The organism is Kutzneria kofuensis (assembly GCF_014203355.1).
GTDB lineage: Bacteria > Actinomycetota > Actinomycetes > Mycobacteriales > Pseudonocardiaceae > Kutzneria > Kutzneria kofuensis.
On the sequence record NZ_JACHIR010000001.1, the window covers coordinates 3,798,888 to 3,813,272 of the forward strand.

The following is a 14,385-nucleotide window of genomic DNA, read 5'->3' on the forward strand; positions in this document are numbered from 1 at the left end:
CGGGCACAGGGTCCTCCTCGACGGGGCCCGTGGCCGACACGGACCAAGCTCACACAGCTCACCGGCCACACGGATGCCGGAGACGCACGACTTGTGGTCCACACTAGTGGCGTAACCGGAGTGCCAACCCCGACGCAGCGCGCCGACCGTGGAGCGCGCATGCGCAAAGAGGCGAAACGAGCGAGGACAGTGGAGTTCGACGTCACCATCGAGATCCCCAAGGGCGTACGGAACAAGTACGAGGTCGACCACAAGACCGGCCGCATCCGGCTGGACCGGACGCTGTTCACGGCGACCCAGTACCCGGCCGACTACGGGTTCGTGGACGACACGCTCGGCGAGGACGGGGACCCGTTGGACGCCCTCGTGCTGGTCCAGGAGCCGACGTTCCCCGGCTGCCTGATCCGGGCCCGCACCATCGGCATGTTCCGGATGACCGACGAGAAGGGCGGCGACGACAAGCTGCTCTGCGTGCCGGCCGACGACCCGCGGTCGGAGCACCTGCGTGACATCCACCACCTCAACGAGTTCCACAAGCTGGAGATCCAGCACTTCTTCGAGGTGTACAAGGACCTGGAGCCGGGCAAGAGCGTCGAGGGCGCGACCTGGGTCGGCCGCACCGAGGCCGAGGCCGAGGTGGAGCGCTCGTACCAGCGCTACCGCGACGCCGTCGCGAACGGCAGCATCGAGCCCTTCGCCAAGCACTGATCACACGAAGAAGGGGGCCTTCCGGATCCGGAAGGCCCCCTTCTCACTGCGGCCGATTCAGTCCATCACGGGCATCAGCGGGCGCTCGTCGGCGTTCTCGCTCTCGGCGGCGCGCTGCAGGCCGGACTTGGTCGACAGCGGCACCTCCTTGAGGAACCAGATCAGCACGAAGGCGACCGCCGCCGTGATGCCGCCGACCACGAACACCGTGTCCATCGCGGACGAGAAGCCCTCCAGCAACGGCCGCGCCAGCCGGCCGTCCAGCAGCTGGATGAACGAGGTGTTCTCCAGGTCGATGTTGCTGCCGCCGCCGGCGAGGCCTTTGAGGAAGCCGGCGTCGACGGGGTTGGACAGCACCTTCGGGTCCTGCGTCGCCGCGATGAACGACGGGTCGGTCCGGGCGCTGGAGAACGCGGTCCCGATCCGGTCGCCGACCACGCTGAACAGGATGGACAGCGAGATCGCCGTGCCGGCGGTGCCGCCGATGCCGCGGAAGAACTGGGTGGACGCGGTGGCCACGCCCATGTCCTGCGGCGCGGCGACGTTCTGCACCGCCATCACCAGGGTCTGCATGCACAGGCCGAGGCCGAGGCCCATCAGCGCCATCACCAGGCCGGCGACGACCAGGCTGGTGTCCGGCGTCAGGCCGCTGAACAGGAACAGCGCGACGGCCATCGCGGCGGTGCCGATGATCGGCAGCATCTTGTAGCGGCCGGTCCGGGCGATCACCTGGCCGGAGCTCAGCGACGCGATCGTGATGCCGGCCATCATCGGCAGCGTGAGCAGGCCGGCCGCGGTCGGCGACTCACCCTTGACGATCTGCAGGTACAGCGGCAGCGCGACCAGGCCGCCGAACATGGCCATGCCGACGATGAAGTTGAGGGTGTTGGCCAGGCTGAACACGCTGTTGCGGAACAGTCGCATCGGCAGCAGCGCGGCGTCGCCCAGCCGGCGCTCGACCAGGATGAACGCCACGATGCCGACGGCGGCGACGACGAACGTGACCAGCGACGCGGGCGAGCCCCAGCCCCACTCCCGGCCCTGCTCGGCCACGATCAGCAGCGGCACGACGCCGAGGCACAGCGTGACCGCGCCCCAGTAGTCGACCTTCTGGTCGACGCGGCGGTGCGGCAGGTTCAGCACCCGGCTGACCACGATCAGCGCGACCACGCCGATCGGGATGTTGACCAGGAACACCCAGCGCCAGCCGTCCACGCCCAGCAGCGTCGGCAGGCCGGCGAAGAAGCCGCCGACCACCGGGCCGGCCACGCTGGACAGGCCGAACACGGCCAGGAAGTAGCCCTGGTACTTGCCCCGCTCACGGGCCGGGATCATGTCGCCGATGATGGCGAAGGCCAGCGACATCAGGCCGCCGGCGCCGACGCCCTGCAGCGCGCGGAACGCCGCCAGCTCGTACATCGACGTGGAGATGCCGGACAGCACGGAGCCGACCAGGAAGATCGAGATCGACGCCAGGTAGACCGGCTTGCGGCCGTAGATGTCGGAGAGCTTGCCGTACAGCGGCGTCGCGATGGTCGAGGTGATCAGGTACGCGGTGGTGGCCCAGGCTTGCAGCGACTGGCCGTGGAGCTGGTCGGCGATGGTGCGCATGGCCGACGAGACGATCGTCTGGTCCAACGCGGACAGCAGCATTCCCAGCAGAAGACCCGACAGCACGGTCAGGATCTGCCGCTGGGTGAACCCCCCACCGCCGGCGGCGGTCCCCGGTGCCGCCGTTGAAGCGGTCTGTGACATTACTTCTCCCCTCCCACGCCCGCCTTGTCGGCGAGCGCGGCGATGAACACCGGCAGATGACGCTCGTAGTCGGTGATGAACCGGTCGAAGAGCTCGGCGAACCGCGCCCGGTCGCCATCGGGCCAGTGCATGATCATTTGTGCGATCTGCGCGTTGCGCCGACCGCGCACGTCCGCGAGCAGGGCCAGGCCCCGCTCGGTCGCGGCCAGGACGGTCGCCCGCCCGTCCTGCTTGTCCACCTGACGCTCGACGAGACCCGTCTTGACCAGCTGCGCCACCTGGCGGCTGACCGTGGACGGGTCGGAGTGCAGCGTCTCGGCCAGCGCCCCCGACCTGCGCGGACCGTGCTTCGCAAGGGTGGCCAGCAGCATGAACGTGGGCCGGTCCATGCCGGCCTTGCTGCCCTGGGACGACACGCACGCGAGCAACCTGTGCAGGCGCGCGATCGACATCCCGATGCCGTCGGCCACCTCCAGGTCGTCGGTCGCGATCTCACCCAGCGGAACCACGGGCTCCCCCTGTTGCTTGCGTCATCCAAGTAGTTGCCGAGTACAAGCATGCATCTCGCGCCAATGTCTTAGCAACTGAAATACCTTGTGAGCTGAGTCATGGGGACCGGGTTAAGTTACCGTCGAGTAGCATCGGCCCATGAGCACTGACTACGCACTCATCGGCGAGGGCATGAAGCGGGCCGTGCCGTGGGTCGGCAGCAACGGCGTCGAGTTCGAGCACATCGGACCGGACAAGGTCGTCGCGACCATCGCCGACGACGCCCGTCAACACAACCACGTCGGTGGCTTGCACGCGGCCATGATTTTCGGCGTCGGCGAGACCGCGTCCGGAGCGCTGCTGCTGACCGCGTTCGCCGACCAGCTCAGCCGCGCCACCCCGCTGGTGGTCAGTGCCGAGATCGGCTACCGCAAGGTGGCGCTCGGCCCGCTGCGCGCCGAAGCCGTGCTCGGTCGCGACGCCGCCGAGGTCGTCGCCGAGCTGGACGCCGGCCAGCGCCCGGAGTTCCCCGTGCACGTGACCATCAGCAACGCCGACGGGCTGACCACCACCGAGCTCACGGTGCTGTGGACCCTGCGCCCGAACCGGTCGTGACAACTGTCATGGCAGACCTCGATTGTTCGGCACCCGTGCGGGAAGGCCGGCGTTCGTAGCGTTTCAGCCATGACGACGACGCAGCAGATCGCAGCCCAGCAGACCATCGGGTCGAACGACAAGGCGCAGAGCCCGCTGAGCCGGCTGCTGCCGCTCATCCTCGACATCGGCCTGCCGCTCGGCAGCTACTACCTGCTCAAGAACGCGTTCGGCGTGGACACCATCACCGCGCTGATCGTGAGCGGCCTGGTGCCGGCCGCGCGCACGATCTGGACGACGGTGCGGGCCGGTAAACCCGACCAGTTCGCGCTCGCGATTCTGGTCCTGACCGTGGTCAGCATCCCGATCACGCTGCTGACCGGGTCGCCGACCTTCATGCTGGCCAAGGACGGCCTGGGCACCGGGGTGCTGGGCATCTACGTGTCCGTGATGGCGCTGCGCAACCAGCCGGTGATGACCAAGGCGTTCAAGCCGTTCATCGCCGATACCACCGCGAAGATCCGCGCCTGGGACGACCTCGCGGCGAACTCGGCCGAGTTCCGCGGGCTGCTGACGCGGGCGAACCTGGTGTGGGGCATCGGTTTCGTGCTCGAGGTGGCACTGCGGCTGCTGATCGTGTTCACGCTGCCGTTCGACACCGCGGTGTGGGCGACCAACCTGCCGCTGTTCGCGATGATCATCGGTTGCTCGGTCGTGCAGCGGCGCTGGCTGGTCCCGGTGGCCCGGATGGTCAACGCCGCCGCCGGCGAGAAGTGAGTGCTCGCAAAGCGGAACGGCCCGGCCTGGAAAGGCCGGGCCGTCTGGCGTGTGCCGGTTCAGGTCACGACGCGGATGGTCCAGAAGTCCGAGGACAGGCTGCGCTCGGTCAGGTACGCGTACGGCATCGTGAAGTGGCCGTTCTGGCCCCAGCCGGTGCCCCACGAGTTGCGGACCAGGAAGCGCTTGCTGGCGTCGTCGTAGCCGACGGCCAGCACCGCGTGGCCGCCCAGCAGCTGCTCCGACGGGGCCGGCATCGGCACCACGCCGGTGTCCGCGACCTGCTGGCTCTCGAAGCTCTCGTACACGCTGAAGCCGAAGACGAACGGGTAGCCCGCGGCCAGGCAGCCGCGCAGCTGGTCCAGCGTCGTCGTCACACGCTGGTAGGTCGTCACCCGGTTCTTCAGAGCGTCCTGGTAGCAGGCGTCGGACGGCCTGGTGGCCTCCCGCGAGCCCGGCGGGAAGTGGCCGTTCGCGTCGGCCGGGATGGCCTCGTACGGCCACTCGGTCTCCGGGCAGACGCCCTGCTTGGCGACGCTCTTCATGCCGTCGCGGATCATGGCCCCGGAATCGGTGCCGATGTTTCCTTCCATCGCCCGCTCGTTGTAGTAGATGAACAGGCGTGACGGCATGAAATCGGCGAGGGCCTGCTTGCGCAGCGAGAACTCGAATGCGCCCGCGATGGCGTTCGCGGTGCAGCTGCCGATCTGGCCCTGGTCGTAGCACTCGGGCAGGCCGGCCTTCAGGTCGACGCTGGCGGGCAGGTTGGCGACGGCGGCGCGAGGCGCGGCGTACATGTGGTCCCTGGCGTCGGGAAGGTCAGGAACCCATCCGTAGCGGGCCACGCTCCTCGGTGTCGGACTGGTCATGGCGATGTCCCCTTCTAGGCCCGCCGTAAGCCGGCGGGTACCGCTGACAGGAGCATCGGTATGGCCGACTGATACGAAACTCGGCCATTAGAGTGGAGGGCGGGAAGTCGCAGCGGCGGAGGGCCGGAAGTCACCGGAGTGGCGGTTCGGGAATCACTCGAACACACCAAGGGGCGTCCAGCGGAATGCGCTCTCCGGTGGACGCCCCTTTTTTGACTTCGTCAATTTCTTCGCCGTCAGGCCGGCGGCAGCCAGCCCGCGAAAACCCGGCGGACCAGCGTGGGCAGCAGGCCCGAGCTGGCCCGACGGTGCGCGCCGCCGCGGCCGCGGCCCGAGGTCGCCGGCTGCTGCGGGCAGCTCGGCGGCCGGTTCGCCGACCGGGTGCGGTCCGGGAACGCGTGCACGATGATCTGCACTCGGTCGTGTGACCCGTCACGCTGCGGTGGCGGTTCTACACTCAAAGTCGGTCCTCTCTCGGGCGACGACAGGGGAAGGGCTGCGCCGCGGTTCCTGCTGCCACAGGACCGCGGCTTTTTTGGTGCGGAAATCATGCTCCCGTCACCGCCCGCTGACACGATCAGCCGAGGCCGGACCGCCCGATCATCGACGACCGGTCACTCACGGGCGACGAGCGGCGCCCCGATATCGGCTACCGTGATCATCGAAACGCTTCGGTTCACACTATCGAGTGACTCAAGCACGACGCGCAGATGCACGTGCGCCGGAAATTCCACAAATCCCGAACGGCACGACACTAACGAGTGACCCTCAAATGAGACGCCCCGTCACGCTCGGACCAGCGCTTTGCAATCGATTGCCGCGCTCCCCGGCTCAGCCTAGGCCTTGCGACCCATCGCCCCGTACATCATCGTCCGGGCCGAATCCCTCGGCTCCTCGTCCGGTCGCCAGTCCGGCAGCCACACCTCCCCCGGCCGCCACCGCCACCGGGTCGTAATCCACGTACACCGGCCCACCACACGGTCGGAGCAATCCCCTCATCGTGTTGTTCACGCCCCGGGCTGGTGCCGGCTCGGGGCGTGACCGTCAGACCGGCCGCCGGGCAATGGGCATAGTGTCCTCGACGCGCTGGCGCACCGTCGGCGCGTCCCAGATGGTCGGCGGCGACTGGCGGCGGCCGCGCTGCTGGCGGAGCTTGGCGGCGGCCGCGTCGACGTGCTGGTCCACGGCTAGGTCCAGCTCTGCCTCGTGCAGCCGCAGGTTCTGCTCCGCGGTGGCCCGCCGCTTCTGGAACTCGTGCTCGGCTTCGATCTGGTCGCCGCGCAGGCGGCTCGTCTCCGCCGTCTCACGCGTGCGCACCTTCTGTTCGAACACCCGCTTCGCGCTGACGGTCTGCATGTCCACCAACTCCTCGTACGTGGTGACGCCGCCGAACAGCTTCACCAGCACCGGCAGGCAGTCCACGCCGATGAAGAACAGGCGGATGAACCAGGTCGCGGTCGTCAGGAAAAGGTTCGCCGAGGTCAGCTCGTCCAGCGCGCGGAACCGCTCCAGCAGGCCGATCGGCCCCTGGTGCGCGACCAGCTCGTCGACCTGCTGGCGCACGGCGGCGTCCCGTGCCGCCTGGTAGGTGCGCTGGCTGGTGTCCAATGTGGCGCGCAGCTTGGTGATCTTGTCGTTCAGCCCGGCGAGAGTCGCCTGCTTGTCGGCGGTCGGGTGGGTCGAGCGGTAGTCGTTCGCTTCCTTCTCCCGCTCGATGCACTCGCGTCCGCGACCGGCCTTGCCGGTCGTACCGGGCCCCGGCGTGCCCGCGCACTCGTTGCGTGCCAACTCGTCCCGGGCGGACTGTTCCTTGTTCGTGGCGTCGATGTCCTGGCGCAGCTGGTCGGCCTGGTTCTGGTAGCCGGCGAGTTCCTGCGCCATGGCCGCCGGCGCGGCCTGCAGGTCGAGCTGGTGGTGCGCACAGTCCGCGCCCTGGGCGGCCTGCCGGGTCTGGGCGTCGGCGGTCGGATCCGGGTTGCACCGCAGCAGCAGGCTGGTCAAGTTCCGCGCATCCTGCTGCCGCTGGTCGTTGATGTACTGCTCGATGGCGGGCTCGAAGACGCGCAGCACCAACGGTTCCGCGATGACAACGCCGAAGAAGAACGCCAGCACCAACCGCGGCAGCAGCACGGTGACGCGTCGGTGCCAGCGCGTGCCGACCGAACTCGTCACCAGCCACCGGTCCAGGTTGAGCACAAACGCGCCCCAGACCAGGCCGAAGGCCAGCAGCGACAGCTGGAAGCCGCCGACGACCTCGCTCAGCGCCATGGTCATCGACAGCGCGGCGATGGTTGCCGTGCCGAACACGACACCACCGAGCGCGGTGTATTTGGGTCGCTCGGTCGGCACCAGGTCGAGTAGCTGCTCGTCCGCACCGGTCAGCGACCGCGCGGCGCGACCGAACCGGCGGCCGAGCACGGGTAGGCCGGTGACGAGGTCGGCCGCCTTGGGGAACCTACGCACGCGGCCCACCCCGTTCGGCGCCGCCCTCGATGCTGTCCGGAGCGCGGTCACCCCCGAGCGCGGTCGGGTTCGGGCCGACGATCTCGTCGAAGACCGAGTTGATGATCCGGTCGGCGTCGATGGCGACGGTGTCCCGATAGGCCTCCGGCAGCGACTCGAACAGCCGGAGCAGGTCGGCCCGCTTGCGTTCCAACTGCTGGTACTCGCGCTCCGCAGCCTCGGCGAGGTTGAGCTGCCCGCGCCTGGCGGCCAGCGCCGACACCGCCTGGGCGCCGCGTTCGAAGTAGCCCTGCAGCCTGGTCGCGTCCCGGTCCTCGAAGTCGTTCTCCAGCCCCTGCTGCGCATGCCGCCACTCGGTGTCGCGCATGGTGCGGGCGTGCTGGCTCAGGTCCTCCGGCGTGAGCACGTCGACGCCGGCCAGCTTGACCGACATGCCCGACAACCGCGGCGCGCGCAGGGTGCAGTAGGCCCGCACCCGGGCGTCGACGTCCTCACGCACCTCATTGATCTCCTCGACGCGGTGGCCGGCCCCGAGCTGTCGGAGCGCCGCGTCCTGGGACAGATAGGTGTGCAGCGGCTCGGCCAGGTCCGTCCACCCGGCGGCGGCGACTGCCTGTGGGTCCTCGACGCAGCAGTTGAAGTCGACCACCACGGTGAACTCGTCCGCGGCGCTGCGCGACGGGATGGTCAGCCGCACCGACACCGACCGGGGCCGGACGTCGACCACGCTCACCGACACGGCGTTCACCACCAGGTCCTCGCGGCCGGTCAGGTGGCGGCGCTCGGTGAACGCGACGTACCCGGACTCGACCTCGAACACGAGAACCGTGCCGGGTTCGGCCCGCGGGAGCTCGGTCTCCGTGCGCTGCCGGCCGAGCAGACGCCGTTGCGCCCGGTCCAGCCGCTGCTCCTGAATGACCGGGTAGCGCCTTGTCTCCATGGGTCTAGCTCCTCGATTCGGTTGTGTCGCCGCCGATGGCGGCCAGGAGGGTGGTGACCAGCACCCGCGGCACCTGCGGCCGGACCCGGCCGTCGGTCATCGCGCGCTTCAGTTCGGGGATCCGGAGCCGGCGGTGCGGCTCCGGCATCTCGGCCCGGATGGCCGCGCCCAGTCGGGCTACGACCGGGGCGGCCGCGCTGTCGTGCTCCAGCGCGCGCAGCGTCCGCCGCAGGGCGTCGATGGCGCCGGCCCGGTGCGGCGCGCTGCACAACACGTCCGCCCAGAGCTCGCCCAGCACCTCGACGTTGGCCGGCTGGGTGCGCAGCACCAACGCGGAGACGGGGTCGTCCGAGCTCAGCTGTGGTGCGCCGAGCACGGCAACGACCATGTGCCTGGCCGCGCGGGCGACCCGGATCGTCCAACCACGCTCGTAGCGCTCGTCGCCGCTGGCATCGTCATCGGACTGGCTGTCGATGAGCGGGTCAGCGACCGTGACGGCGGGCGCGGCGCCGGTGTGCCGTGACACCCGTGCGCCGGGACCCGCGGCCTTCGCGAGTTCGTCCCGGACCATGGTGAGCACCTCCGCCGCGCTGGTGGTGTCGCGCTCGGCGGCGTTGGCGAACAGGAACGCCAGCGACATCCGGGCTACCGCGCCGATCCGTTGGGCACGCAGGGCGAGGAAACACAGCCGTCTCATGGATTCACCGGGAAAGCGCAACCCCAGCGGGCCACCGAGGGCGACGGCCGAGGTGATCGCCCGGTTGAGGCCCCGGTTCTCGCCCCAGTTCATCGCGGTCCGCAACGCCAGGGAGGCGATCCGGTCGTCGTCGCTCATGAACCACAGCGCCATCGCCGCGGTGGAGCGTTCGAGGGCGACACCACCGGCCCAGCGGTCGAGAAAGGACCCGTAGACATCACCGAAGTCGCAGCGGGCCAGCCGCGCCAGCCCGAACGCCAACTCGCCGGTGACCTCAGGGCCGAGCCCCAGCTCGACCAGCCCGCCGAAGAACCGGCGCACCGGCTCCCACAGCTCGTAGGCGAAGCGCTCGTGCAACTCCGCCAGCGTGAGGTCCCGCAGTTCCGGCGACCGGAAGCGCAGCCGCCTGCCGTATCCGGACTCGGCCGGCGCCACCGTGTACAGGTGGTGATCACGGTTGCGCTGCACCATGACCTCGGTGTGCGGGTCCGTGTGGGGCGCCTGCTCCCGATCGGCCACCGCGACCCGGGTCTGCTCCAGCAGCATCGCGACCAGCACGTCGAGCACCGGCTCCGGCTGGGCGCCGACCAGCGCGAGCGTGACGACGGTGAAGACGTCCTTTTTGGTCAGCTGGCCGCTCGTCCAGTCCTCGAGTTGTCGGCGCGCCGTCGATCGCAGCGCCTCGAACGCCTGCGACGGGTCCTGCCGCAGCCGGTCGGCCAGCTGCACCACGTCCCGAGGCGAGCGCAGTCGCGACACGTGTTCCCGTGCCTGCGCACGGACATCGTCGTTCAGCGCCGCGGACTCCAGGCAGCCGTCGAGGACAGCCACCGGTGACGGCGGCCGCACCGTGACGGCGAGTTCGGGGAGACTACGCGGCCCCATCGCCGTCTCCGTGGTTGTGATGACCAGATAACCGTTGACCTGCTTGAGCTTGTCCACCAGCAGCCGGGCGTCGTAGGCCCGGACCTGAGCCTGCGAGCCGTCAAGCACGTGGTCCCGGACCAGGTAGCCGCCACGCGCCGTGAAGGCGAGCCTGGTCAACTGCTGGAGCGAGGTCGCCGGGGACACGCTGGTCATGTCCGCGCCGACCAGGCCGGCATCGCGCAGGTCCGCGAGCAACTTCAGCGCGGCCGTCCGCTTGCCGATCCCCTCAGGGCCGTGCAGCACCACGCAGTGATGCCGCAGCAGGGATTCCCACGCCTGGTCGAGACCGTCCACGGCGACGAACCACCGCAGCGCGGCCCGCACCTCGGCGTCGCCGATCGGCCCGGTGGCGCGGCGGGAAGACTCGGCGCCGTCGGTGACGCCGAAGACCACCTTGTCGGCGTGCACGTTGCCGGTGATCTTCGTGTATACGGTCTGCGCGGTGCGAATGCCCTCAAGGTCGTCGTGCTCGGCAGGAGGGGGTGGTTCGGCCGGCGACTCGTCGGCGGTCGGAGCCTCGGCCCCGTCGGTCGGCTGCTCGTCCTCGGACAGCTGGGTTGTCATTGCCGGCGGCCCTCAGTTCCTGATGCCGAAGACGATGTCGGTGCCGGTGACTCCACCGTGGACGGTCGTCTGTACCGACGGCGCCGGACCGGCCGGGGGCGTGTCGGAACCGGTCGGCGGGGGCGTCACGGCCGACCGTGGGTCGTGACCGGGTACCCAGAGCCAAGCGTCTGCGCGGAATTCCTTCTCCAGCACCTCCACCTTGCGGAAGCTCGTAGCCGGCACGGTGGTGTGGTGCTGGGCGACGGTGTCGGTGAACACCTGGTCCGACAGCAGCACCGCGATGGCGGCATCGGGGATGTCGACCAGCGCATCGCGTAGCGGTCGCGCGTTGAGCAGCCGCGCCACCTGCACCGGCGCCGGACCGGCCCAGCCGTTGGCGCCGGGAACGAGGCGGCCGAAGTGGATCGCCACCCGCAGCCGCAGCCGCGCCTCGGGCAGCATCATCGTGTTGTGCCGGCGCAGGCATGCGTTCAGCGCCGGAATGAACGTGTCGATGACGGCGGCCTCCGGCTCGTCGGCCGGCAGGATGGCGAACTCGCCGTCGCCGCCGGGCTGGCGCGCCCACTCCGCGCGCCGCAGCCCGGCCGACTGCCCGGCATCGTCGAGGAACTCGACCAGGTGGCGCTGCGCGGCGAGCTGACCGATGTCGGTTTTGCTGCCGTAGCCGGTGGCATCCACGGCGACGCAGAGTCGCCTCAGGACGGTAGCGGCGGGGGTCATTGGCGTGAACCTTTCGCATTCGGGGGACGTACTGAGGAATCGTCGGACCACGACGGTCACGTGACCCCGCATCAGTGCGGGTTTGTGCCGCCATTCGCGATAAGGCGGAGCGCGTCCCGGTCGGCGACCTCGGTTGCCCGGTACCGCCGGACCACCACGCCGTCCTGTTCGAGCTGGCCCAGTTCCTTCTCGGCGGTGCGCAACGCGATTCCGGCGAGGGAGGCGATTTCGGCCTGCGTGAGCGGGACGCCGAGGCTCCAGGTCGAGCCGTGCCGCGCCCCGTACGTGTCGACGATTTCGTCGAGCACCCGACAAACCCTGACCCGCGCGGGCTGACCTGCGAATTCGAGCCGCCTCCTGTTCGCCCAGCGCAGCCGCCAGCTGATCATCGCTGCGACCTCGACACTGAAGTCGGGACTTCGCCGCATGAGGTCGAGGAACTCATTGCGGTGCACCACTCGGGTCCACACCGGGGTGCACGCGGTCACCGTGGCCGAGCGCGGGGCTTTCTCCAGAACGCCCATTTCGCCGACCAGATCGCCGCCGACCCTGATGGCCAGCAGCGCCTCACCGGTCTCCGTCGCCGCCGTCACCTTCACAATGCCGCGGACCAGGACAAACGCGTATCCCTCCAGCTCGCCCTCTCTGATCAACGGCCGTCCCGAGCACAGTTTCCGCTCGACACCGGCGGTCAGCACCTGGTCCACGACCTTGGCCGGCAGCCGGCCGAGCAGGGTGGCGCGCGGCCATACACCCGCGCGAAACTCCTGTCCGTTCCCCATTGGCCTCGACCAACTTTCCGGGCATACAGCAGCGAGCCGGCCGAGTTCGACACGGAACCGCCGGACCATTCTCGTTACCGTCGAGTATTTTTCGGGCAGCCTTCAGTACCGGGAGGAGCTGGCAGGTAAACCCCGCAACCCCATTGCCCCAACGACCAAGCACGGTACCACCCGAACGGGTGACATGATTCACCAATTAGCGCGGGTTCAGCAAATTGATCATGGCTTAGCGAATTTTTAGTCGATACTCCCAGGCCATCCCGCATCAACGTCCACAAAGGACCAGTTACGGGGAACCTCTTTCATGTTCCCCCCACTGCTGCGCCCTCGACCGTTCGGCGCAGCAGCGTCGGCGTTGACCAAGGGTTGACATTTGCGTTTTCAACAACAAACAGCTGTTCGGGGCCATAGCCGGCCGGCCATGACCCCGACAACTCCACCCGCGAAAATCGCCCGTCACAGCTCCCGCGGCGGGTAGCCGAGCACGTGATGCACCCCCGGAAGCGCACTGCCCGAACTGTCGGAATTGGGATTGGGAGTGACAAAGGCAGTGACAACCGTCGCCAGCACGACGGCCGCGGCGCCGGCGAGCATCAGCAAGTACGGCGGCGCCGACGACGTCGGCAGGTCGACGCCTCTCTTGGAGATGACCATCGCCCGACCGCCTCCGGGTTGGTCCAGCGGGACATGCGGGGCCGCCATGAGTTGCGGGGCTCCAGGCGTCGGGCTCGGTGGCGTCCCGTTGACGACGCTCGGCCGCTTGGCCAGCCAGTCGTTGACCTTGTCGAGCCGGTCAGCCAGGTCGGCGCGGTTGTTCTGGACGGGGGACGGCGGCGTTGCCCTGGTGCCGAATTCGACCAGATCGAGGTCCGCCTCGGGCAGTCCCAGCCAGGACCAGCCGAGCTGCACCGCGGCACGGAAGTCGTTCAACGTCTTCTCCCGCAGGCCCTCCGCGTGTTCGCTGTGGGTACGGGCGTCGTTGAGCGCCGTGATCGCCCGTTGGCGCGCCGCGGAGACCACGCCGATGGCGTACCGGTGGCGGTTGGTGAGCACCGCCAAAGCCTTGCGCTCCTTGGCAAGCCGGTAGCCAAGCAGGTTGCCCCGGCAGTACATGCGGGCCATCAGCACCACCGCGAGGCCCAAGATCAGCCCGATCGGCGCCCCGTACAGGACCGCCTGAAGGCTCACGAAATCGGCGAGCCGGGCCAGCACGGCGATCCGGACGCCACCGATCATCGCGACGAAGGTGGCGACCAGCACGAGCAACCAGTAGGCATGGGCCAGGTGCTGCTCGGCCTCGGCGATCTGCGGGGCGCTCGGCGCTGATCTGGCGGCCGGCTTCGTGCGCAGCATGCGGTTGTAGTCGCCGGCCGCGGCGCGGCGGTCGACGCACACCCGCTCGGCCTTCACGAAGGTCCGGGCCGACCACTCGATGCCGAAGACCTGCAACCCGGTCGCGGCCGCCGCGATGAGCCACCGGAACACGCTGCCCGAGCTCGCCTCGAAGCTGAGATTCAGCAGGGGCTTCCACAGCAGGACCAGGTCCAGTCCACCGAGCAGCATCGTCGCGAGAACCCGCCAACTGCCCGGCCATGGGCGCTCGGTGTGCCGGGAGTCCCCCTCCTGGACCCGCTGCCGGGCCAACTCCTCGTCCTCGCGGTGCAGTTGCTGCAACTGCAGCCCGTCGAGGACCCCGCCGTCCGGCCCGGTCAGCGGCTCGTTGAGCACGCCGTCGGCGATCTGGCTGTGCTCGACGGCCTCGGCCAGGTGCTTGGCCACCGCCAGCTCGCGGTTGGTCGCCTGCTCGTCGGAGTTGGCCGAGTACTTCGTCGCCAGGCCCTGACACGTCACCGCCGCCACCCCGACGCCGCCGCGCGCCACGTCCTCGAGCGCGTGGCCGTGGTACGGCTTGCCGGTGGTCGGGTCGATCACCGTGAGATACAGATTGACCGCCGCCGACCAGACGCCGTCGTCGATACCACCCTTCGTGGCGATCGCCACCGGCGGCAGGTGTTCCGCGAAGAAGGCGCCCGGCGGCAGGCCGGGATAGGGGTCGAGGGTGATTTCTGGTTCAGTTGCCACGGGGCTCTCCATCCA

The 14,385-nt window shown here is 69.3% G+C and carries 13 protein-coding genes; 3 read left to right on the forward strand and 10 right to left on the reverse strand.

Going from position 1 to position 14,385, the window contains the following annotated elements:
- Window positions 1–189 precede the first annotated feature (189 nt).
- Window positions 190–708, forward strand: a complete 519-nt coding sequence (locus BJ998_RS17380; protein WP_184868729.1) for an inorganic diphosphatase — start codon at window positions 190–192, stop codon at window positions 706–708.
- Window positions 709–765: 57 nt separating this feature from the next.
- On the opposite strand, the gene BJ998_RS17385 is transcribed toward BJ998_RS17380, so the two are convergent.
- Window positions 766–2,463, reverse strand: coding sequence for an MDR family MFS transporter (locus BJ998_RS17385; RefSeq protein ID WP_184862953.1), 1,698 nt, complete (start codon window positions 2,461–2,463; stop codon window positions 766–768).
- Window positions 2,463–2,972 carry a MarR family winged helix-turn-helix transcriptional regulator gene (locus BJ998_RS17390; RefSeq protein ID WP_312890167.1) on the reverse strand — a complete coding sequence of 170 codons (510 nt, stop codon included), beginning with the start codon at window positions 2,970–2,972 and terminating at the stop codon, window positions 2,463–2,465. Before BJ998_RS17390 ends, BJ998_RS17385 begins: the two co-directional genes overlap by 1 nt.
- 139 nt (window positions 2,973–3,111) lie before the next feature.
- On the opposite strand from BJ998_RS17390, the gene BJ998_RS17395 reads away from it, so the two are divergent.
- Window positions 3,112–3,567: a DUF4442 domain-containing protein gene (locus BJ998_RS17395; protein ID WP_184862956.1), complete on the forward strand. Its 456-nt coding sequence runs from the start codon at window positions 3,112–3,114 to the stop codon at window positions 3,565–3,567.
- Between the two features lie 69 nt (window positions 3,568–3,636).
- Window positions 3,637–4,323 carry a VC0807 family protein gene (locus BJ998_RS17400; protein ID WP_184862958.1) on the forward strand — a complete coding sequence of 229 codons (687 nt, stop codon included), beginning with the start codon at window positions 3,637–3,639 and terminating at the stop codon, window positions 4,321–4,323.
- Window positions 4,324–4,382: 59 nt separating this feature from the next.
- Here the strand turns inward: BJ998_RS17400 and BJ998_RS17405 are convergent, their stop codons facing one another.
- From BJ998_RS17405 to BJ998_RS17440, 8 genes are all read right to left on the reverse strand, one after another.
- A complete protein-coding gene (locus tag BJ998_RS17405) occupies window positions 4,383–5,192 on the reverse strand; it encodes a C1 family peptidase (protein ID WP_184862960.1) in 810 nt (269 codons plus the stop codon).
- A gap of 236 nt (window positions 5,193–5,428) precedes the next feature.
- On the reverse strand, window positions 5,429–5,608 hold the full coding sequence (locus tag BJ998_RS17410) for a hypothetical protein (RefSeq protein ID WP_184862962.1): 180 nt from the start codon (window positions 5,606–5,608) through the stop codon (window positions 5,429–5,431).
- A 628-nt stretch (window positions 5,609–6,236) separates the two neighbouring features.
- On the reverse strand, window positions 6,237–7,655 hold the full coding sequence (locus BJ998_RS17415) for a DUF4407 domain-containing protein (RefSeq protein WP_184862964.1): 1,419 nt from the start codon (window positions 7,653–7,655) through the stop codon (window positions 6,237–6,239).
- Window positions 7,648–8,595, reverse strand: coding sequence for a hypothetical protein (locus BJ998_RS17420; protein WP_184862966.1), 948 nt, complete (start codon window positions 8,593–8,595; stop codon window positions 7,648–7,650). The genes BJ998_RS17415 and BJ998_RS17420 overlap by 8 nt, the downstream gene beginning before the upstream one ends.
- Window positions 8,596–8,599: 4 nt before the next feature.
- Window positions 8,600–10,783: an nSTAND3 domain-containing NTPase gene (locus BJ998_RS17425; RefSeq protein WP_184862968.1), complete on the reverse strand. Its 2,184-nt coding sequence runs from the start codon at window positions 10,781–10,783 to the stop codon at window positions 8,600–8,602.
- Between the two features lie 12 nt (window positions 10,784–10,795).
- On the reverse strand, window positions 10,796–11,506 hold the full coding sequence (locus BJ998_RS17430) for a hypothetical protein (RefSeq protein WP_184862970.1): 711 nt from the start codon (window positions 11,504–11,506) through the stop codon (window positions 10,796–10,798).
- Window positions 11,507–11,577: 71 nt separating this feature from the next.
- Window positions 11,578–12,213: a Crp/Fnr family transcriptional regulator gene (locus tag BJ998_RS17435; protein WP_184862972.1), complete on the reverse strand. Its 636-nt coding sequence runs from the start codon at window positions 12,211–12,213 to the stop codon at window positions 11,578–11,580.
- Between the two features lie 531 nt (window positions 12,214–12,744).
- Window positions 12,745–14,370: a hypothetical protein gene (locus BJ998_RS17440; RefSeq protein WP_184862974.1), complete on the reverse strand. Its 1,626-nt coding sequence runs from the start codon at window positions 14,368–14,370 to the stop codon at window positions 12,745–12,747.
- Between the last annotated feature and the right edge of the window lie 15 nt (window positions 14,371–14,385).